At 39.5% G+C, this 21,290-nt stretch carries 15 protein-coding genes; 3 read left to right on the plus strand and 12 right to left on the minus strand.

Features of this window, described 5'->3' with window-relative positions; all coding sequences use genetic code 11:
* From AAEZ22_RS13400 to AAEZ22_RS13420, 5 genes are all read right to left on the minus strand, one after another.
* Window positions 1–563 (minus strand): transposase domain-containing protein (locus tag AAEZ22_RS13400; RefSeq protein ID WP_352297570.1); only part of this gene is annotated, 563 nt, incomplete at its 3' end.
* Between the two features lie 141 nt (window positions 564–704).
* Complete coding sequence (locus tag AAEZ22_RS13405; RefSeq protein WP_352297573.1) at window positions 705–2,336, minus strand: glycoside hydrolase family 43 protein; 1,632 nt, start codon at window positions 2,334–2,336, stop codon at window positions 705–707.
* Window positions 2,337–2,465: 129 nt separating this feature from the next.
* On the minus strand, window positions 2,466–3,200 hold the full coding sequence (locus tag AAEZ22_RS13410; protein WP_352297576.1) for an SDR family oxidoreductase: 735 nt from the start codon (window positions 3,198–3,200) through the stop codon (window positions 2,466–2,468).
* Between the two features lie 14 nt (window positions 3,201–3,214).
* Window positions 3,215–4,105, minus strand: a complete 891-nt coding sequence (locus AAEZ22_RS13415; protein ID WP_352297579.1) for an SMP-30/gluconolactonase/LRE family protein — start codon at window positions 4,103–4,105, stop codon at window positions 3,215–3,217.
* A 32-nt stretch (window positions 4,106–4,137) separates the two neighbouring features.
* Window positions 4,138–5,934 carry an IlvD/Edd family dehydratase gene (locus AAEZ22_RS13420; RefSeq protein WP_352297582.1) on the minus strand — a complete coding sequence of 599 codons (1,797 nt, stop codon included), beginning with the start codon at window positions 5,932–5,934 and terminating at the stop codon, window positions 4,138–4,140.
* Between the two features lie 414 nt (window positions 5,935–6,348).
* On the opposite strand from AAEZ22_RS13420, the gene AAEZ22_RS13425 reads away from it, so the two are divergent.
* Window positions 6,349–6,885 (plus strand): GNAT family N-acetyltransferase, encoded by a 537-nt coding sequence (locus AAEZ22_RS13425; protein WP_352297585.1) that lies wholly within the window; start codon window positions 6,349–6,351, stop codon window positions 6,883–6,885.
* A 231-nt stretch (window positions 6,886–7,116) separates the two neighbouring features.
* Here the strand turns inward: AAEZ22_RS13425 and tal are convergent, their stop codons facing one another.
* The 7 genes from tal to AAEZ22_RS13460 all read right to left on the minus strand — a co-directional run bounded on the left by tal (window position 7,117) and on the right by AAEZ22_RS13460 (window position 17,281).
* Entirely contained in the window at window positions 7,117–8,070 is a 954-nt protein-coding gene (gene tal / locus AAEZ22_RS13430) for a transaldolase (protein WP_352297588.1), read from the minus strand.
* 79 nt (window positions 8,071–8,149) lie between these two features.
* Window positions 8,150–9,469: a xylose isomerase gene (gene xylA / locus AAEZ22_RS13435; RefSeq protein WP_352297590.1), complete on the minus strand. Its 1,320-nt coding sequence runs from the start codon at window positions 9,467–9,469 to the stop codon at window positions 8,150–8,152.
* Window positions 9,470–9,552: 83 nt separating this feature from the next.
* A complete protein-coding gene (gene xylB / locus AAEZ22_RS13440) occupies window positions 9,553–11,010 on the minus strand; it encodes a xylulokinase (protein ID WP_352297593.1) in 1,458 nt (485 codons plus the stop codon).
* Between the two features lie 17 nt (window positions 11,011–11,027).
* The gene (locus AAEZ22_RS13445; RefSeq protein WP_352297596.1) at window positions 11,028–12,152 is read right to left on the minus strand and encodes a glycoside hydrolase family 26 protein; all 1,125 of its coding nucleotides are present in this window, start codon (window positions 12,150–12,152) and stop codon (window positions 11,028–11,030) included.
* On the minus strand, window positions 12,152–15,229 hold the full coding sequence (locus AAEZ22_RS13450; protein ID WP_352297599.1) for an efflux RND transporter permease subunit: 3,078 nt from the start codon (window positions 15,227–15,229) through the stop codon (window positions 12,152–12,154). Before AAEZ22_RS13450 ends, AAEZ22_RS13445 begins: the two co-directional genes overlap by 1 nt.
* Before the next feature lie 17 nt (window positions 15,230–15,246).
* Window positions 15,247–16,329 (minus strand): efflux RND transporter periplasmic adaptor subunit, encoded by a 1,083-nt coding sequence (locus AAEZ22_RS13455; RefSeq protein WP_352297602.1) that lies wholly within the window; start codon window positions 16,327–16,329, stop codon window positions 15,247–15,249.
* Between the two features lie 133 nt (window positions 16,330–16,462).
* Entirely contained in the window at window positions 16,463–17,281 is an 819-nt protein-coding gene (locus AAEZ22_RS13460; protein WP_352297605.1) for an SDR family NAD(P)-dependent oxidoreductase, read from the minus strand.
* 341 nt (window positions 17,282–17,622) lie between these two features.
* On the opposite strand from AAEZ22_RS13460, the gene AAEZ22_RS13465 reads away from it, so the two are divergent.
* Together AAEZ22_RS13465 and AAEZ22_RS13470 are read left to right on the plus strand one after the other, a co-directional pair.
* Window positions 17,623–20,490 carry an FAD-binding and (Fe-S)-binding domain-containing protein gene (locus tag AAEZ22_RS13465; protein ID WP_352297608.1) on the plus strand — a complete coding sequence of 956 codons (2,868 nt, stop codon included), beginning with the start codon at window positions 17,623–17,625 and terminating at the stop codon, window positions 20,488–20,490.
* The gene (locus tag AAEZ22_RS13470; RefSeq protein WP_352297611.1) at window positions 20,487–21,266 is read left to right on the plus strand and encodes an SDR family NAD(P)-dependent oxidoreductase; all 780 of its coding nucleotides are present in this window, start codon (window positions 20,487–20,489) and stop codon (window positions 21,264–21,266) included. Before AAEZ22_RS13465 ends, AAEZ22_RS13470 begins: the two co-directional genes overlap by 4 nt.
* Window positions 21,267–21,290: the final 24 nt, after the last annotated feature.

A 21,290-nucleotide genomic window follows, 5' to 3' on the forward strand; every position in this document is an offset into this window, starting at 1 on the left:
CCTTGATGCTGCCCGTTAAAAGCACAATTAATGAGTTGATGACTCGTTAGCTCCATGTGGCATACCATCCGAATTTGAGGATAGGTATTTTCACCATACTGGGTTGAGCCACACCCAAATACGTCTTTATTCTCTGGCGTATCATGTGTACGAAAGACAACCCCATCAACAGCTAATAGTTTTAAGCCACAAAATGTATCAAAGTGGGCATGGTTATAATGCCGTGACGCCATCATTTTGAAGACCTGCTCGACAGCACCTTTACCTAAGCGTTGTCTCGCTTGAATCATGGTACTAGGGGCAACTAGTTTCCCTTTACCTGGTAAGGCGATGTCCATTTTAGAGACTATATTCCAAACAGATTCATGACGAAATAAACTCATACCAATCACAGACCAAACGACAGCATCGAGAGGTAAACGACGTTTACGAACAGTGGCGACACCCGACTTTTCAAAAGCTTGGTTAAGTAATTCGGGATCTAATATGCCAGATAAGTTATCAAGCGCTCTAAATTCCTCGGCAGATGAGAAAGTGGTCGAAAGACCTGTTTGAATATCCATAAAAAATCCGTAATTAGCGAAACTAATTACGGATTATTCACGATCATTTAGACCGGTCAACCGGTCAACCGGTCAACCGATCAATTAACCTTAACTGACCGGCATTAGGCCCAAGAGCCCATTTTATCAATAAGTAACTAGTTATGTGTTATTGACTTCTTTATGCTCAAGATAAGAAAACCAGTCAAAATCTGCAGGCTTACGACTACCTGATAAATCTTGACAGCACAGACCTACAAAAGTGCCGGTAAAATTAGCATGTTCTCCACCTGGGCCTGTTTCATCAGCGAGTATGCTGTAATCTAGCTCTAACGCTATTTTTTGCCAGTTATCATCCGTAATTCCATAGAAAAAGGTCAATTTATTATGATCAACTTCTACATTAAGATAGATTTCCCCAGTGTCGGGAAGCTTTATTGGCTTTGGGGTGAAATATTGCGCTGCGGTGTCCCCCACGCAACCAGTGATTTCCAGTATTCGACCTAGAGTTTCATGATGAGTGATATGTAAGTAGTAATACTTGGCGCTATTATAGTAACAAACTAGCCCTGCCATCTGCTGAAAGTTATTAGGGGAAAAGTCTATTTTAGTTGCAGCACTATATTTAAATGCTTGTTGGCGTCTGGCAATAAGTGCTTGAACAAAACTGCTGCCAAGAGATTCCCTACCTTTTAATCGCAAATAACCAGGTCGCTCAGTTAGGCTTAAACTGTCAGAGCCTAAAGGAATACGTAATGTTTGGAAATCTATCGCTAATTGGGTTTGGTCAAAGTCATCAAACTGATCAATTAATGGGTATTTTACTGCAACGTCACTGTTAATCGTTAATTGTGACTGTGGTAATGCACTTCCATGTTTCAGTCGTAACCAGCCATCTTTAGACCATTGTGCTTGCTGAATCGCTGTTTCTCGCCCCATCACACTACGGCGATTCTCTAATGGTCTGCTACATAAGTGTACTAGCCAGGCTTGTTCATTATCAACTTCGACAAAGTCAGCATGACCTGCACGTTGTAAGCTAGCATCGCTGTTGATAGAGGTGAGGAGATGCCCTTGCGGGTCGGCTTCGTAAGGACCTTCAATACTTTTCGAACGTAGCATTAACGCGGCATGCTCATAACCTGTACCACCTTCAGCTACCAATAAATAGTAATAGCCGTTGCGTTGATAAAGGTGCGCACCCTCAGTTCTACCTAAAGCAGAGCCGCTAAATATCTTTTGTATTGGGCCTATTAATTTTTTCTGCGCAGCACAGTACTCTTGCATAATAATGCCACCAAAGTAATTCTCAGCATCAAAGGCTTTGCTCGCTTGACCTTGTCTATGATCCCAACGTAAATTGACTAGCCATTTTTTACCATTGTTATCATGAAATAAAGAAGGATCAAAACCACTACTGGTTAAATAGGTTGGCTCTGACCAATCACCGAGAATATTATCGGTAGTCACCATGAAGTTATGCACATCTTTACATTGACTCCAATAACGGCGTGCATTTGAATAAATTAAGTAAAAGGTACCGTTATCATATGATAGGCAGGGTGCCCAAACCCCACAAGAGTCAGGATTACCTAACATATCTAACTGAGATGGCCTATTTAGCGGTCTAGTAACTAGAGTCCAATTAACTAAGTCAGTTGAATGGAAAATTTGTACGCCAGGAAACCACTCAAAAGTTGATGTGGCAATATAATAATCGTCACCTACTTTAATAATGGAAGGGTCAGGGTTAAAACCTTTAAGGATGGGGTTGTTGATTGTGATTTCAGACATGTTTGTCCTTTATTAAACTTGAGTGTTTAAGTATAAAAATATTTAAGAATAAAACAGAGACAGGGTATGAAGTGCTAGCGATGAACTAGGTTTGAATAAGTTAGAACATCGCTGTAAACAGAGCAATAGCTACAAACTCATACCGCCATCAATGACAATGTTTTCACCCGTCATAAAAGTAGCGTCATCAGAAGCTAGTAAACTGGCAATAGCTGCAATTTCACTGGGTTGACCAATTCGTTTCATAGGCTGCCTGTCAATAAAGCTTTGTAAGGCTGCTTCATAATCACCTGTATCACGTAAACGTTGATCTAATGATGGTGAGTGTACTGTGCCAGGGCTAATGGAATTACAACGTATTCCTTGCTCGATATAATCAGCTGCAACTGATTTAGTCAGACCAATAACTGCTGCTTTGCTTGCTCCATAAGCAAACCTATTAGCAACACCTTTAACACTAGATACTACAGATGCAATATTTATTATTGAACCATTTTTTTGAGCTAACATGCTAGGTAATACCGCTCTTATCAAACGGAAACTTGAGGTGACGTTAACGTTTAAACTCACTTCCCATTGTGCTTCAGTACATTCTTCTATTGAACCACTAAAAACTACACCAGCGCAATTGACTAGCACGTTAATACCAGGGAAAGCAGTAATACACTCCTGAATTTGTTCACTATTCGTTATGTCCAGAATGTAAGTACTTATATTCTTTATTTCTGTCAATTCCTCTAAACGTATAGAATTAACATCCGTGGCCACAACTTGGGCTCCTTGGCTAGCAAATAGTAATGCCATCTCTTTGCCAATGCCTTGTGCTGCACCTGTGATCAAGATAGTTTTGTTTTTTAATTTCATGAGATAAATCCTAATTAACGACTAAGAGCACAAGGAGGGTATACAAAGCCTTGCTGTTCAATGTCTATTGAAAATAAACCACCAGATAATGGGTAGTCAGCCTGTTCTTCTTTCGGCATGCCATTAATCGCGGTAGTAATAAATAAGGTGTTCAGTGTTTTGCCGCCGAAACAGCATTTAGTGACATTTGGTACTGGTAGGTTGATAGTTCTGACGCATTCACCTTGTTGATTAAAGCGACTCACTTTCCCTGCGCCGTAATGACAAACCCAAAGAAAACCTTCAGTATCAACACACATACCATCGGGGTACCCATCATTATCACCAAACAGGATAAAGGGCTTTATCTCTGTAATATCGTTATCTTGGTTTAAGCAGCCTTGAAAAACAGTCTTAGCAAGAGTATCGGTAAAATAAATAAATTTACCGTCTTGGCTAAATGTTGGACCGTTGGTTATAGTGCTCTGACCCAATTGTTCTAAGTGGTTTAATTGACCGCTATTATCTAAACGATAAAAACTCCCTGTTTCACTCGTTTGATTATTATTCATGCTACCAAACCAATAGTTTCCTTGAGTATCACAACTACCATCGTTAAATCGATTATTTGTTATGTCTTGTTCAATTAACTGGATTGGTGTTTTCTTTTGCGTATTAAGACTTATATGAAAGACACCTGAAGCAAAAGTAGCAAAAAGCCCATTTTGCTTTGCTGGCACTACAGAACTCAGTTGCCCATCAAAGTGCCAACTGTGACTGTATTGATTACCGTCTCTATCAAAACGGAAACGGTGCAAGTTGGATTGAGTAATATCAACCCAATAGAGAGCTTGCTCTTCTTCATGCCAAACTGGGCCTTCACCCAACTCAGCTTTGGCATCCCAAATACATGTTAAGTTATTCATTTACTTCTACTCGCTTGTAATTTCTAATTAAATTAATGAGAATTTCTTGGAATGCCATGTTTGCTAGCAATACGAGTATGTTTCTCTTTCATCTCTAACGTACCACCATCACTTAATTGATTCACTCGGCTACGATAAATTTCTTGCCAAGGTGTTTGATTAACAATAGGAATACGTTCCATACTTTTTTTACGAGTAGCAAGTAGTTCAGGTTCAATCAGTAAATCAACCGTGTTGTTATTTAAATCAATGCGTAAGATGTCATCGGTTTTTATGTAAGCTAAACCACCGCCAACAGCAGCTTCAGGGGAAATATTTAAAATAGAAGGGCTAGCCGATGTACCACTTTGTCTGCCATCACCCATGGTTGGTAGACAGGTTATACCTTGTTTGACAAGGTAATCAGGTGGCAACATATTAACGACCTCAGCCGATCCCGGATAACCTACAGGACCACAGTTTCGAATGATCAACATGCAGTGTTCATTGATATTTAAAGCAGGATCATTGATGCGGTGATGGTAATCTTCAGGCCCTTCGAAAACGATAGCGCGCGCTTCAAACACATTCAGTTGCTTAGGATCACTCAAATACGTGGTGCGGAATGTTTCATCTATAACAGACTTTTTCATAATGGCTGAATCAAAAATATTACCTGACATTACCGCAAAACCAGCGCTTGCCATTAACGGACTTTCGACAGTTTTTATTACTTTATCTGCGCGGCTACGGGCATTACCATAAATTTCTTTCACCGTTTTCCCAGTAACAGTAATAGCCTCTCCTTTGATGATACCAGCATGGATAAGCTCTCCCATTACTGCTGGAACACCGCCAGCGCGATGAAACTCTTCACCTAAATATTCACCAGCAGGTTGGCAATTTACAATCAGTGGCACTGATTCACCGTGGGTTTGCCAATCGGTAATTGATAATTCAATATCGTCCATATGATTGGCTATAGCTTGAATATGTGGTGGCGCATTAGTTGAACCGCCAATAGCGCTACATACTTTTATGGCATTGTAGAACGACTCTTGTGTCATAATATCGGAAGGTTTTAAGTCTTCCGCTACCATCTCTACAATACGACGGCCCGTGTAATAGCCCATTTGAGCGCGTTCACGATATGGCGCAGGAATAGCAGCACAGCCGGGTAAGGACATACCTAAAGCTTCAGCTAAAGAGTTCATGGTTAGTGCCGTACCCATGGTATTACAATGACCTGAACTAGGGGCTGATGATGAAACCTGATCCATAAAGTTTTCATAATCTATTTCACCGGCGGCATATTTTTCTCGACACTCCCAAATAATACTGCCCGAGCCGACTCTTTTTTCATTGTCCCAGCCATTAAGCATTGGTCCACCGGAAAAAACGATGGTAGGGATATCAACTGCAGCCGCAGCCATCAAAGTTGCAGGTGTGGTTTTATCACAGCCTGTAGTTAGAATAACGCCATCAAGTGGATAACCGTAAAGTACCTCAATTAAACCTAACGTCGCTAAATTACGATCTAAGGCAGCAGTAGGGCGTTTACCCATTTCATGTATCGGGTGCACAGGAAATTCAAGGGGAATACCACCCGCATCTCTAATGCCCTCTTTGAGTCTTTGTGCCAGACCAACATGGTGTCGATTACAAGGTGTTAGATCGCTACCTGTTTGGGCGATACCAATAATAGGTTTGCCAGACTGTAATTCTTCGCGAGTTAAACCATAGTTCATATACCGTTCTAGATATATAGCGGTTTGATCAGGTTGGTTGGGCTCATTGAGCCATTCTTCACTGCGTAAGCGTTTTTTTACTTTAGGTTTATTTATTGACATGATCGTATCTACTTTAGGGATCTTATCAATTAGTTTACTGCTAGTAAGAGCTATCTAACTACTTAGTAGTTGATATGTTGATAATACTTTTTTAACGTTCAAAAAGTATTATCCCAAAATATATAAGGGAGCTTTTAAGTAGCCCTTTGAGGGAAGTAATAGCGACCTGCTATTTCCGTAGCTATCAACCAATTTAACTTACTATATCAATCTTTTGTTGTAGGCAAGTTATGGCACCACTCAGACAGCAGTTACTTGACTGTATGCTAGTACGACACTTTTCAATTAGCACACAAGAAGCCTTTGTTTTATGTTGTTGACAAACATATAATGTATTTGGGTTTAAATTAACTCACGTTCAGAGGTTAGCACTTCGTTGGGGAGTCATTATGTTTATGTTTCTATAGGATTACAGTGTTTAAATTAAATGTTGATAAGAAATTGGATATTGTATTAGTGGAGCCATATCTTGCTAAAAGATACTTCAAAATTGTACAAGAAGAACGAGATTATTTAAGCAAATGGCTTGTTTGGCCTAAGTATGCTGATTCTGAAGAGTTTTTCTTATCATTTGTGAATAAGTCACTCGACGACTTTGAAAGTGGAAAGTCATTAACTTGTGCCATTATCTATTGTGATACATTAGTTGGAAACATTAGCTTCAATTCAATATCTCAAGAACTTAAAAAAGTAGAAGTAGGTTATTGGCTAAGTTCCAAATACCAAGGCAAGGGTATTGTGACGAAGTCACTTTCAAAACTAATAGCTTATGCATTTGGACCACTAAATATGGATAGAGTTCAAATATCAGTAGCAACTGAAAATTTACCGAGTCGAAATGTTTGTGAACGCTTAGGCTTTTCATTTGAAGGAGCTATAAGTAATAGTGAAAACTTAAATGGTCGCATTGTCGATCATGCAATTTATAGTTTAAGTAAAGGTAGTGGATAGAAACATACAAGTTATTAGAGCAGGACAAATAAAAGTTAGTCTTCGCTCCAGTATCACTAATTGTAGCCTACTTATTATTTCCCTCTTAGCTAGTCTGCGTAGACCCCTATTGTCAAGCAGCACAGCCCCTTCTTATAATTAGAAAGTTTGACAGCAGTACACCTAAAAATTTTATTCCAAGTACTTTGCTTTTGGCACTAATAATTGTTAGTGCCAAGGTACCCTAAGTACTTAGTTTGTTTGTTTCAATTTAAACGCGGTCATAATCAACTGTTCTAACTGACATTGATCAGCAGCAAATTTCCTTATGCCTTGAGAGAGTAACTCAACAGCCATAGCATCTTCGTTATGCTGCCAAGAAAAGTTTGAAAAATCTAAAGTTTGTTCACTCTGTTTTGATTGAGTCTGATCAATGTTACTTGATAACTTAGGCAGTAAGTTTCCTTGAGTACTTTGTAGCTCTGCAAGCAGTGCAGGGGATATAGTCAGTAAGTCACAACCAGCAAGTTCTGTAATTTCGTTTATATTTCTGAAACTAGCACCCATGATAACTGTCTTATAATTGTGTTCTTTGTAGAAGTTATAAATTTGAGTAACCGATTTTACCCCTGGATCCTCTGAACCATAAAATTCACGATTTTCAGTTTTCTTATACCAGTCTAAAATGCGGCCAACAAAAGGAGAAATAAGTGTGACTTTTGCTTCAGCGCAAGCGATTGCTTGTGCCATGCTAAAAAGCAACGTGAGGTTACATGAAATACCTTCTTTTTCTAGTTGTTCAGCGGCTTTAATTCCCTGCCACGTAGCGGCAAGTTTTATTAAAACTCTTTCCTTTGCAATTCCTCTTTTTTGATAAAGTGAAATTAACTTACGGCCTTTATCAATACTCCCTTGTTCATCAAAAGATAGGCGTGCATCGACTTCTGATGAAATACGGCCAGGTATGTGTTTAAGTATTTCACAGCCAAAGTTTACGATTAACTGATCACAAATATCATCAATATTGTCGGCAGACTTTTCTATCGCATCTACGATAATATGCTGATATTGCGGCAGCTTAGCTGCTTGCAAAATTAATGAAGGGTTGGTTGTCGCATCGGTAGGGTTTAGCGATTTAATGGAGTCTACATCGCCGCTGTCGGCTACGACTGTTGTTACTTTTTTCAGTTGTTCTAATAAATTCATTTTATATTAAGGCAGTGATAAATAGTTAACACTGCCTTACCTGCTAGTTTAGAGTTTAAGAGCGGTTAATTGGCTTGAGTTAAACGTAACGGTTAACTATGTTTTCTAACAACTCTTGACGACCGGATTCTTGTTTAGGATTGATGTTAGTTTCTAGTACTAATTTAGATAAACTTTCTAAACTTTGATCGCCCGTCATAATGCTTTGGCCTAACTTTTCTTGCCAGCCAGCATAACGTTGCTCAACAAAATCAGATAGTGGGGCATCTTCAATTAATTTAGCTGCGTTAAGTAATGACTTAGCCATAGTGTCCATGCCGCCAATGTGACCAATAAATAGATCATCACGCTCACATGATTGACGACGCAACTTAGTATCGAAATTAAAGCCACCGGTGTCTAAACCACCATTTTTCAGTATTTCGTGCATCACTAAGGTACATTCAGCGACATCATTAGGGAATTGGTCGGTATCCCAGCCGTTTTGCATATCACCACGGTTAGCGTCAATACTACCCATAATACCTTCAGCACATGCCGTAGCTATTTCATGATGGAAGCTATGACCAGCAAGTGTTGCATGGTTAGCTTCAATATTTACATGAACTTCACCAGCAATTCCGTGCTTATGCAGAAAGCCTGCAACGGTAGCGGTATCGTAATCGTATTGGTGTTTAGTCGGCTCTTGTGGTTTAGGTTCAATTAATAACTTACCTTTAAAACCAATTTTATGTTTATGTTCAATCACCATTTTAAGGAAACGAGCATATTGTTCACCTTCTTGTTTAAGATCAGTGTTTAATAAAGTATCGTAACCTTCACGACCTCCCCAAAGTACATAGTTTTGACCACCTAAACGATGGGTAACATCCATGGCGTGTTTAACTTGTGCAGCAGCATAAGCAAATAGCTCAGGGTTAGGGTTAGTTGAACCACCAGCACAAAAGCGTGCATTTGAAAATAAATTAGCCGTTCCCCAGAGCAATTGAACGCCTGTGCGATCCATTTCTTTTTCAAAAATATCAGCGATATGATTAACGTTGCTGTGAAATTCTTTTAATGAGTTACCCTCAGGCGCAATATCCGCGTCATGAAAACAAAAATATGGCACGCCTAGCTTTTCAAAAAACTCAAAAGCAACTTTAGCTTTTTGCTCTGCTAACTGAAGTTGGTTGCCTGTAGCTTGGATCCACGGGCGCTCAAATGTACCAGCGCCAAAAATATCTGAGCCTGTCCAACAAAAGTTATGCCAGTAACAGGCGGCAAAACGTAAGTGTTCTTTCATGGTTTTGCCAAGCACTATTTGGTTTTCGTCATAATAACGAAAGGCTAACGGGTTAGTACTATTAGTCCCTTCAAATTGAATTTTGTTTACCTTATTAAAAAATTGTTCAGTCATGATATTTCTCCACTTGACGTTTGGTAATAATGAATTAAGTGAGCTTATTTAACATAAGCGTTTTATTAAAAGGAGAGGGCACATTAAAAATGGGCCGCTACACTTTGGTATAAAGCTTGGTATTTTTGATATTGCACTTGGTAGATCTCAACCATTGCTGAATCAGCTTCGATAATGTGTTTGATTTTACCCGGTAGACAAACCTTGGCAGGTAACTCTCTAGTTACTGCCATACGCGCAAGGCGTGCCGCGCCAAATGCGGGGCCTACTTCACTACCTTCACGGTAAATTAGTGGTCGGTTCAGCACACTAGCAAGGATTGTTCCCCATAAACCACTACGGGAACCGCCGCCGATAACGGATACTTGCTCTATTTTTGTCCCTGCATCGAGAAGCACTTGTTGACCGTCAGCAAAAGCAAAAGCTACGCCTTCTAATACGGCTCTGCCTAATACTGCTCGTGAGGTGTTATGTCCTAAGCCAAAAAACACCCCTTGGGCATTAGGATTATTATGTGGAGTACGTTCGCCAGATAAATAAGGCAGGAAAGTTACCGTGCAAGGCTTAGTAAAATCTTCTAAGGCTATTTCATCTAATAAGCTTTGCTCGTTAACTGCACCCGTTAATTTAGTGACCCAAGACAAGCAACTGGCGGCGCTTAAAATAACCGACATTTGATGCCATGTATTAGCAATACAATGACAAAAGGTATGGACAGCACCATCAGCGTTCGGTAAGTATTTTTCATTAGCAACAAAATAAACACCAGAAGTACCTAATGATATAAAGGCTTCGTTGGGGGTTATAACGCCAATACCAACAGCGCCAGCGGCGTTATCACCAGCACCTGCGGCAACAGGGACTTGTTTCATGCCCCAATTAGCGGCAACCTCGGCGCTGAGTAATCCTGTTGCTTCTGACCCTTCATATAACTTAGGCATGTGAGATTCATTTAGCCCTGTTGCCGCTAACATTTCATTTGACCATTTGCGGCTTTCAACATCTAACCACAGGGTGCCGGCACTGTCTGACAAGTCAGAAGCAAAATCACCGGTCATTAGAAACCTTAGGTAATCTTTTGGTAATAAAACCTTGTCAATACGAGCAAACAATTCGGGTTCATTTTGTGCGACCCAGAGTAGTTTAGGCGCGGTAAATCCCGGCATCGCTATATTCCCAGTTATTTCTCTGCTATCAGGAACAAGCTGTTCAAGTTCTAGGCATTGTTGTTGGCTACGACCGTCGTTCCATAATATGGCTGGGCGAATAATGTCATGGTTAGTATCTAACAATGTGGCGCCATGCATTTGCCCTGATAAACCGATGGCTTTAACCCCAAGAAGTGCTTTAGCATGGTTTTTCTTCAGTTCAGCCATGGCATTTTTCGTTGCTTGCCACCAATCTTGTGGTGCTTGCTCAGACCACATTGGCTTTGGAATTGAAACTGTTAATGCCGCCGATGCTTGAGCGATTAAGGTGTCGTTATCATCAATAATGATCACTTTGACACTAGATGTGCCTAAATCAATACCTAAGTACATTTGTTGCTACTCCAATATTATTTAAAAAGTACTTTAGCTTCATCGGCATGAATGAAACGAGGTTTATTAATCATGTCGTTGTAATGATTCGGCAATTTAGGCCATAAATCTAAACGGGCATTATTGAAGCCACCGGTGAGCTGTGGCCAGATCCAATTCCAACGTTGCCAGTCAACAATAATGACATTGAAGGCTTTTATGTGAGGGTATTCTTCAAATAAAGAGAAATAGGCATTGAACCAAGATAGTGACTCCTCCAGAGATTCTGGGTTACGAAACTGCATCGATAAGCCCTTAGTAAACCAAGGGGACGATTCACCAATAAAAATGGGCTTATTTCTTGATGCGGCATTTTGGTAAAATTCAATGCTGCCCGGCGAGCGAAAAGTCCCTATGCTAAATTGACTGATGCTCCACCAATCGACATATTCATCACCGGGATAAAAATCCATGTAGTGATGTTTACCTAAGATAGGCATACCAGTTAATTCGTTTAAATCAGGCACAGAGGCGTGCCAAAGAGTGGCGACATTTGTGACTTTCATTTCACGCATTTTATTAACGATATATTTGAAACCTTCTCGATACTCGACAGGATCAAAGTGGCCTAGGTTATTAAACTCCCAGCCGATTCGCATAAATATGGGTTTATCTACTTCAGCCATGGCATTAAAAAACTGTTCAAGTTGCTGGTCTGCTTTTCCTGATAAGGTCTCTTTAGGATTAAAGTCATAACCTATTTGCGCCATTTGCCAACTGTCTTCTTGGGCGAAGGCTTGAAAGTGCTCTATAAAACCATCAAGTTGTGCTTGACCATCTTCTCTTTGAGGATGGATATAAAAAGAAGCAATAGCAGGGGCGTTTTTTCCAACTACTTGAAGATAATCAAGATAGTCCTGTTTGTCGCCTTTTGCGCCGGGGAGGTCGGTATTCCAGCCATGAGTGATTTGCCCCCAACCATGAATAGTACGACCTGATGGTGGTTCAAATTTTGCAGCAAAAAAAGGCTCAGTGCTGCTAGCTGCTTTTACGGTGTTATCAGTTGTTTGCTGGCAGGCAGATAAAGAAAACAAAGAGATCAAACTGAAAGTGGCAACAGTGAGTCCTTTGGTTAATCTATATGGGTTTAATATTGATTTCATTATAACTTCTCTTTTGTTGTTATATTTGATGGTTTTATTTTTTCAGTATTAGGCAGTAGCAAAGAATATAAAGCAGGTACTGCACCTAAAGTCATTATGGTGCCTAAACTCATGCCAAAAATGATGACACTGGCCATACTGTAAAATAGGCTTTCTTCCATGGTCATTAGTGGGATGAGTGCCAGTACCGTCGTTAATGTGGTGATTAAAATAGGGCGAAGCCTATTAATACAAGCAGACTCAATTGCTATGAGCTTAGTTTTCCCTCGACTTTGCTCATCGCCAATTTTGTCAATAAGCACAATGGCGTTATTAATGATAATGCCTGCCAAAGAGATAAACCCAAGACCACCAATAAAGTCAAAGTTAGCACCAGTAAGATATAAGCCAATAAAGCCGCCTGAGAATGCTAGCGGAATAGTGAGCGCTACTATGGTTGTTTTTCTAAAGGAGTTAAATTGGCTCACTAAAATACATAATATTAAGCCAAGGAATAGCGGTAGGGTGACAAACAAAGTGCCAGCACTATTTTTAAAACCTTCTAATTCACCACCTAACTCGATACGATAACCAGCAGGCAAATTCTCATAGATGTCTGCTATTTTTTTGTCCCAAGCAGCCTGTAATTGAGGAGCCTTAAAGCTAAGATGTTTTCCTTCAACCGTGATGGTTTTTTCCATGTTTCTGCGAACAATTGTGCCAAACTCAGCAACTGACTCCATTGAGGCTATTTGAGATAGCAGCACATATTCACTGTTACTATTGGCTAAATACACTTTTACTAAATCTAATGGGTTGGCGTTATTAATTGGGCTATCTGTATTGTTTTTCATTTTAATAACAACGGGAATAAGGGTATCGTTTCGGCGAATTTGAGTGATTTCAATGCCCGTAAATGTACTTTGTAAGGCATTGGCTATAGCTTGATAAGTTACGCCTGATCGACGAGCTTTGGCTTGATTTATGGTTATTTGATAACGCTTGGTTCTATTTTCCCAACTATTGCGAACGTGAATAGCACCAGGGATTGAGGTAAGTGCAGCTTGTGCCTGTTTACTTAATTTGAAAAGAACCTCGGCATCCGAGCCAATAAAACGTAGTTGTACTACCCCAGGAGGTACTGTGCCGCGAGATATTAGCTCTGTTCTAACATTGATGTGTGCAAGCTCACTGGCGGCAAATTCACGAATGCGCTTTTGCATGATTAGGGCATCAGCAGCAGATTTGGTTTTAACGATCATAAAAGCGTTATTAGGTGCTGGCTCATTAGGAATTATAGAAAGGAAAAAACGCGGGCCACCATTACCTATATAAGAAGAGATATATTCAACATGAGGGTTTATCTGTTTATCTTTCAGCCAAGAAGTTAAGGTGTTGGTTGATTGTTTCGTTTGATTTACGTTATAACCTGCGGGTAAGTCAACATAAACCAGTACTTCAGAGCGCGATGAAACTGCAAACATTTCAACTGGAACCATTGATAAAACATAAAGTGAAAAAGCAAAAATGCTGGTGATTACGCCAAGGAACTTCTTGGGATGATTTAATACTTTGCGTACGAAACCTTGGTAAAAGCCTAATAGAAAAAAAGCTTTCTTTTGCTTGCTGTCTTTAATGAAATGCACCGCTAGTAATGGCACAATCGTTAGTGAAATAAGCCAAGAAATGAGTAACGAAATTGAAACAACTTGCGCTAGTGAACGGGTATATTCACCTGCGGTTGTTTTGGCTAATAAAATAGGGGAAAAAGCTAATACTGTGGTTAAGGTAGAAGTAAGTAGTGGCAAGGCTAACTCTTTGCAGGCATGAAGGGCGGCTTGCATTCTTTGTTGACCCGAATGTAACCGTAGATGTATATTTTCGGTAATAACAATGGCGTTGTCGACTAACATGCCTAACGCAATGATCAGACTTGCCAAAGAAATAAATTGCAAATCTATATCAACAAAGAACATCACTAATAAGGTAGCTAGTATCGTTAGTGGCACGGTAATGCCAACAATAAGACCTTCTGAAAACCCCAAGCTTAAAATAACAATGGCTAATACAATAAAGAGCGTTTGATATAAACTCTCTTTAACATTGCCGATTGATTTGTCGACGACATCTGCCTGAAAAGTGGCTATTTCTAATTGCATGCCAACCGGTAATTCTTGATCAAGTTGATTGAGCAACTTTTTGAGCTCGGGTCCCAGTTGTAATATATTGCGTCCTGACTGCATTGAAGCCGCGATAACAATGGCGGGTTTACCATTAAAGTAGGCTAACTCTGTAGAGGGTTCGTTGTAACCAGTACGCACGGTTAAATAATCTTTTAACGGTAAAACGCCACCATTGTTTGCAGGGATTTCTAGTTCATTTAAGCTAGACTTTGAGTCGAACTTGCCGCTAGTTTGAACTGTTATTTGTCTAGTATTCGTTAAAATACTACCAGAGGGTATGATGCTGTTTTGATCTTTTACACTGCGAACTAGTTCGCCTAAATCAATACTGTTTGATTCAATAACGCTGGCGTTACCCTCAATGAATACTTGCTCTTTTTGTAGGCCGTGTAAGGTAACCCGTTTAATGCCGTTAAGGGTGTAGAGCCTGTCTCTGATATCTCTGGCATGCTCTCTAAGCACAGACATAGACCAATTTTTGCCAGTTAAGGCGGCAGTAAAAATAGAGACGTCGCCAAAATCATCCTTAAATAACGGTCCTATAACACCTTTAGGCAAAGACGATTTACTTTGTGTTAACTTACGTCTGACATCATCCCACAATTTACTTAAGTCGCCAATATGCTGAAAAGCACTGATGGTAATAACAGATTGGCCCGTTTTGGAGGTGGAGTTAATAAACTCTATATCACCTAATTCTCTTAATTTCTCTTCAATTTTCTGCGTAATTAACTTCTCAACCTTCTCCGGAGGTAGTCCCGGGAATTGAGTAATAATCATCGCTTTATTTATTCTAATAAGCGGATCTTCGCGGCTAGGAAAATCAGCGTATACCATCAAGCCTAAACTAATAATTAGCGCAACTAATACATAAGTCATTCGACTGTTATTGAGCGCGAGTTTTGTTATATTCATAGTGATATTTCTCGGTATCAGTGAGCAGCTTTATACAAGGTCACCTGTTGACCATCGCTTAGAAATTCTGCGCCTGTGGTGCAAACAACCTCCTTGGCCTGTAAGCCAGAAGTAATTAACAATTGATTGGCATTTAGTAGACGACTGGTGATTGTTCGTGAAACGACTTGTTTGCTTTCTTTGTTATAAACAAAAACTTGCTCAGCACCATTTGCAGCAATCATTACTGCCGATTCAGGTAATATGATGCCCCGACTTGACTGTTTTGTTTTGATAAAAACGTCCGCAGCCATACCTGGATGAATATTAGGGTGTACATTTTCAAGTTCAGCACTTACTGGGTAAGCACCTCTCATGTTTGATTCCAAACCTATTTTTGTGATTCTTGCGCGCTGATTAGCGTAATTTACTGTTGGAATGTTAAGTAAAACGTCATCTGCCAGTTTGATATCAGTAATCAAGGTACTGGGTACCAAAAAAGTGACTTCTAAGTGGGATTTATCTTGTATTTCTATGATAACTTGTCGACTGGATACTTCTTCAAATTGTTCTATTTCTCGGCGAGTTATCATGCCATCAAAAGGAGCCCGTAAAGTAGTATGGTGCAAATCGCGCTGAGTTAAAGATAGCTTCGCTTGTGCAAGATCCACTAGGCTTTGAGCTTTTTCAAAGTCAGCTTGTGCTTTATCTATTGCATTTTTATTAATGAGCTGTTGATTGAAAATAAGCTGCTGGCGTTGATAATTCTCACTTCGCTCTTTAAATCCCGCATTAGCACTAGCAAGCTCAGCTTTTGCTTGAGCTACTTTATATTTAAAAGGGGTCTCATCAATTGATGCAATAGCTTGGCCTAAAACTACTTTTTCACCAATTTTGACATTCAATTCATTGAGCTGTCCTGCTACATTAAATGATAATTCAGCTGACTTTGTTGGGCGAAGGTAACCTGAAAGTTGTCGTTGTGGTTGAATGTCTTGTGACTCGACAACTAAATACTGTATTGCTTTAATGGGAGCAATTAAGTTTTCATTTGTCGATGACTCTTGAGTGCAACCCGTTAGGGCAATAGCAAGTATGCCTAAGAGAAAATACCGATTCATTGAGTCAGTTATTGAATTGGGTATTAAGCTAATTATGTGCATAACTTGCGAGCCTTAAGAGCAGTGGAGTATGAAAATTACACATTATCCGTTTAGATAAGTGCTGATTATAAAAAAGATGAGTATCTAACCGTTAATCTTCAGAATCACGATATTCAGTTGGCCAATTAGGCATGGTGAATGCGCCGCCATCAACCCATAAGGTTTGCCCGGTGATAAAGCTTGATTTTTCTCCGCCAAGGAATTCAACAGCATTGTAGATGTCTTCTGGGTAGCCAACACGGTTAATAGGAGCAGCTTTAGACCAGGTTTTTGCGTAGTTTGGATCTTCAATTTTGGTTCTTTCAATTTCAATTGCACCAGGTGCTACGCAGTTTACACGGATGTTATATTTGCCAAGTTCAATGGCGGTAGAACGCGTTAACATTTCAATTCCGCCTTTTGAGGCAGTATAATCAACTAAATTTGGGAAAGGGACCTTATTACAACCAGAGCCAATGTTAACAATTGCACCTTTTACTTTATGTTTAACCATGAGTTTGGCGACAGATTGTGATAATAAAAAGCAACCTTTTAAATTGGTACGAATAACTTTATCCCAGCTGTCTTCTTCTAACTCTAAAAAAGGAGACCAAGTTTGACAGCCAGCATTATTGATTAATAAGTCAGGGGCTCTGTTGAATTTATCTTCGACAGCACTGATGAATTGATTGACATCTTCACTCAAACCTACATCACATCGAAGAGAAAAACCTTGCTGACCCAGTTTTTCTATTTCGGTAACAACATCAGCTGCGCCAGCAGCATTACCCGCATAATTGATAGCAACGTTCCAGCCATTTTGTGCTAAACAAATAGCCAGTTCACGTCCAATGCCTGAACTTCCACCGGTAACGATAGCGAGTTTGTTCTCAGTTGTAGGTGAAGTCGTTGTAGATAAAGTATTTGTCATGGGAAAATCTCATTTTAGCTTCTTAATAGAGCAACTATATAGATAGTCACCCTTGTTTCGCTAAGTCGTAAATGAGAAGTTTCTGATACTAAATTAACATTCGTTGATTTTTCACCGTTAGTTATCGGCACTAGCTACTAGTTAGCATAAAGAAGGTGGGAACTTTATTATTCAGGTGAATCGTTGGGGGAAAGTTACTTCTATTGGTGTTTTTAATGATAGACATGCACGTTAAAAAAATACCACTCAATAGTCAACCATCGAGTAGTGCAATAAGAACTGTTCGGCCACTATAGTGGCATTAGATGTATTGTGTATATTTATTTGCTAAAGGATTTTTCATGTTGTCTCACCCTTATCAAGAGTTTGCTTTGAGTTTAGCTAAGATAATTCCGGCTGAAAGAATTATTACTGATTATGCCAAACGATTGGCATTTGGCGTTGATGCGAGTTTCTATCGGTTATTACCAAAAATAGTGATAAGAGTTGATGATGAAAATGAACTTATTGAGGTAATGAAAAAAGCTAAAATTGCCAAACTTGCGGTCACTTTTCGAGCCGCAGGTACTAGTTTATCTGGGCAAGCGCAATCAGACTCGATATTAATCATGTTGACCAATAATTGGCGTAGTCATCAAATCAATGAACTTGGTTTAAAAATAACCTTGGCCCCTGGTGTTATTGGCGCAGATGCTAATAAATACTTGTTACCCTATGGTCGTAAACTAGGGCCAGATCCCGCATCGATTAATACTTGTAAAATTGCAGGTATTGCAGCAAATAATTCAAGTGGTATGTGCTGTGGTGTATCACAAAATAGTTATCATACCCTTGATAGTATAAGGCTGGTATTACATGACGGAACAGTACTCGATACCGGCGATACATCTAGCAGGGCACACTTCAAACAAAGCCACGAGACATTACTTGAAAACTTAGCTGAACTTTCAGCTAAGACTAAAGGAAATAAAGACTTAAGTGAATTAATCAGACACAAGTACCGGTTAAAGAATACCACAGGTTATGCGATTAATTCCTTGATTGATTTTGAAGAACCCATTGATATTTTAGCGCATTTAATGATTGGTTCTGAAGGTACATTGGGCTTTATTTCGTCAATTACTTATAACACGGTTATTGAGCATAAATATCGCGCAAGCTCTTTAGTGCTATTTCCAAATATCGATATTACTTGTCGTGCGGTAAGTGCCTTGGCTGCTGAAGATGTTTCAGCGGTTGAGTTGTTAGATTATCGTTCATTATTGTCAGTTAGAGATATGGAAGGATTGCCCGACTTTATTCATGAAATGCCTGAAGGTGTTGCAGCCTTGTTAATTGAAACACGAGCAGCAAACCAAACCTTACTCGAGCAACAAATAGCCAACTTAACTACGGTATTAGCCCAGTTTGAACAGACTAATAGCATTAAGTTTACCGATAATGTTGATGAATACTCAAAACTTTGGGCAATCAGAAAACAAACCTTTCCCGCAGTGGGAGCTGTTCGGGAGACTGGCACGACTGTGATCATTGAAGACGTCGCTTTTGCCGTTGAAGATTTAGCTCGAGGTGTTTCACAATTACAGCGTTTGTTTAACAAATATAACTATGATGAAGCGATTATTTTTGGTCACGCATTAGATGGCAACTTACATTTTGTTTTTACGCAAGACTTTTCATCGCAAACTGAAATTGATCGTTACGAAGCATTTATGAATGATGTTTGTCAATTGGTGGCTGTTGAATTTAATGGATCCTTAAAGGCTGAACATGGTACTGGACGTAATATGGCGCCATTTATTGAACTCGAATGGGGTAAGCAAGGTTATCAATTGATGGAAGAGATCAAAGCTTTGTTTGACCCCGATAACATCTTAAACCCCGGGGTGATTATTAATGATGATGAAAAAGCGCATTTAAAATCACTCAAAGCTTTGCCTGCAGCTAATGAACTTATTGATAAGTGTATTGAGTGTGGTTTTTGCGAGCCTGTTTGCCCTTCAACAGGCTTAAGTTTTACCCCTCGACAGCGAATTACCAGTTACAGAGAAATTCAGCGTTTACGTAATAGTAATGAAAACCCAAGTTTACTCGCCGAATTGGAAGCCGATTTTGAATATTTAGGCATAGATACTTGTGCTGCTACGGGTTTATGTGCGCAGCGATGTCCTGTAGGTATTAATACTGGAGATTTGATCCGTGAATTTCGCAGCGAACGAAATCAAAAACATCAATCACTGTCAAAAACATTAGCCAATAAATTTGCTTTAATAGAGAGAAGCACACGCTTTTCTTTAGCCAGTGTTGCGATAGCGCAGAAAGTACTCGGCAATAGCGTGATGTCTTTTGCTAGCAAAGCGATGACAAAGATCAGCTTTAATCGTTTGCCGCTATGGAACAAAAATATGCCATCAAGGGCAAATTATCAGCCGACCACAATTAAGCCTGTTCAAGAATCTGTTCAAGAAAAATCACGGCCTAAAGTGGTTTATTTTCCAAGCTGTGCTAGTCGTACCATGGGGCCAGCGGCAGCAGCTAAAGAGCAAGAATCATTAACTGACGTTACTATGCGTTTACTCGATAAAGCCGGCTTTGAGGTGATAAGTCCAGATTTTACTGGCCAATGTTGTGGTATGCCATTTAAAAGCAAGGGCATGTTTAAGCAAGCTGAACAAAAGCGTCAAGCAACAGAAAGCCAGTTGAGCAAATTAAGCAATAATGGTCAGTATCCTATTTTATTTGATACTAGCCCATGTAAATCAATGTTATCTGAAGATGATAATGCTAATAGTGCACTTAATATATATGAACCGGTTGGTTTTATTGAGGATGTATTAGCGAAAAACTTAACCTTTAATGTTACCGATGACAGCATAATGTTACATGTAACTTGTACCAGTCGAAAAATGGGCTTAACGGATAAAATGATCTCGTTAGCTAATCGATGTTCAACACAAGTGAATATTCCAGAGCATATTTATTGCTGTGGTTTTGCTGGCGATAAAGGATTTACCGTTCCTGAGCTAAATGCGAATGCTTTAGCGTCATTGAAACAACAAGTGCCAAGCAGTTGTAGTCAAGGTTATAGCAATAGCAGAACGTGTGAAATAGGTTTGTCAGAGCATGCAGGCATTGATTATCAATCAATTATTTATTTGGTTGATAAGGTAACTAATAGCAAGGAAACAGTAAGGAGTTTAGTTAAATGAATGCACTATTTGATTTAACAAATAATGTTGCTGTTATTACTGGTGCCAGTAGAGGTTTAGGTCAATATTTTGCACGAGCTTTAGCCAAGTCAGGCGCAGATTTAGTATTAACAGCACGTAATGTTGATGACCTTAAAGATATTGTTGATGAAATATCAAAGCTTGGTGTACAAGTTCTTGCTCTTCCTCTAGATGTGAATAATCAAAACAGTATTAAAAAAATGGTTATTGAAGCTATTGCTTATTATGGAAAAATTGACATCCTTGTTAATAATGCTGGCTGTAATATCCGTAAACCCGCTTTAAACGTTAGTTGGGATGATTGGGAATTAGTGGTAAATACAAATTTAAGAGGTGCTTTTTTTGTAGCGCAGGCGGTTGCCAAGCATATGGTTAAAGAAAATTATGGCCGCATTATAAATATTGGTTCAGTGACCAGCGTATCTGGCTTTGCAGGGTTAGCTCCGTATTGTGCTAGTCGTGGTGGCATTAAACAACTAACTATGAGCTTAGCTGATGATTGGGGGCAATCAGGTGTTACCGTCAATTGCTTAGCCCCTGGCTGGTTTGAAACCGCACAAAATAAAGTACTTTATGAAAATGAAGAGTGGTTAAGCTATATTTGCGATCGTATTCCATTAGGTCGTCCAGGGCAGCCTCATGATCTTGATGGTGCCGTTGTATTTTTAGCATCAAAATCAAGTGAATATATAACGGGACAAACACTATTAGTCGATGGTGGCATCAGTACCGGAGCCACGAAGGCAACAGTATAAATAGCAAAAAATTATTATAAAAAC

Source organism: Pseudoalteromonas sp. 20-MNA-CIBAN-0454, assembly GCF_040308685.1.
Taxonomy (GTDB): domain Bacteria; phylum Pseudomonadota; class Gammaproteobacteria; order Enterobacterales; family Alteromonadaceae; genus Pseudoalteromonas; species Pseudoalteromonas nigrifaciens.

Bases quoted from the DNA above. Each gene is read 5' to 3' on its own strand.
- AAEZ22_RS13405 (WP_352297573.1), bottom strand. From the start codon at position 2,336: ATGTCTGAAATCACAATCAACAACCCCATCCTTAAAGGTTTTAACCCT.
- AAEZ22_RS13410 (WP_352297576.1), bottom strand. From the start codon at position 3,200: ATGAAATTAAAAAACAAAACTATCTTGATCACAGGTGCAGCACAAGGC.
- AAEZ22_RS13415 (WP_352297579.1), bottom strand. From the start codon at position 4,105: ATGAATAACTTAACATGTATTTGGGATGCCAAAGCTGAGTTGGGTGAA.
- AAEZ22_RS13420 (WP_352297582.1), bottom strand. From the start codon at position 5,934: ATGTCAATAAATAAACCTAAAGTAAAAAAACGCTTACGCAGTGAAGAA.
- tal (WP_352297588.1), bottom strand. From the start codon at position 8,070: ATGAATTTATTAGAACAACTGAAAAAAGTAACAACAGTCGTAGCCGAC.
- xylA (WP_352297590.1), bottom strand. From the start codon at position 9,469: ATGACTGAACAATTTTTTAATAAGGTAAACAAAATTCAATTTGAAGGG.
- xylB (WP_352297593.1), bottom strand. From the start codon at position 11,010: ATGTACTTAGGTATTGATTTAGGCACATCTAGTGTCAAAGTGATCATT.
- AAEZ22_RS13445 (WP_352297596.1), bottom strand. From the start codon at position 12,152: ATGAAATCAATATTAAACCCATATAGATTAACCAAAGGACTCACTGTT.
- AAEZ22_RS13450 (WP_352297599.1), bottom strand. From the start codon at position 15,229: ATGAATATAACAAAACTCGCGCTCAATAACAGTCGAATGACTTATGTA.
- AAEZ22_RS13455 (WP_352297602.1), bottom strand. From the start codon at position 16,329: ATGAATCGGTATTTTCTCTTAGGCATACTTGCTATTGCCCTAACGGGT.
- AAEZ22_RS13460 (WP_352297605.1), bottom strand. From the start codon at position 17,281: ATGACAAATACTTTATCTACAACGACTTCACCTACAACTGAGAACAAA.
- AAEZ22_RS13465 (WP_352297608.1), top strand. From the start codon at position 17,623: ATGTTGTCTCACCCTTATCAAGAGTTTGCTTTGAGTTTAGCTAAGATA.
- AAEZ22_RS13470 (WP_352297611.1), top strand. From the start codon at position 20,487: ATGAATGCACTATTTGATTTAACAAATAATGTTGCTGTTATTACTGGT.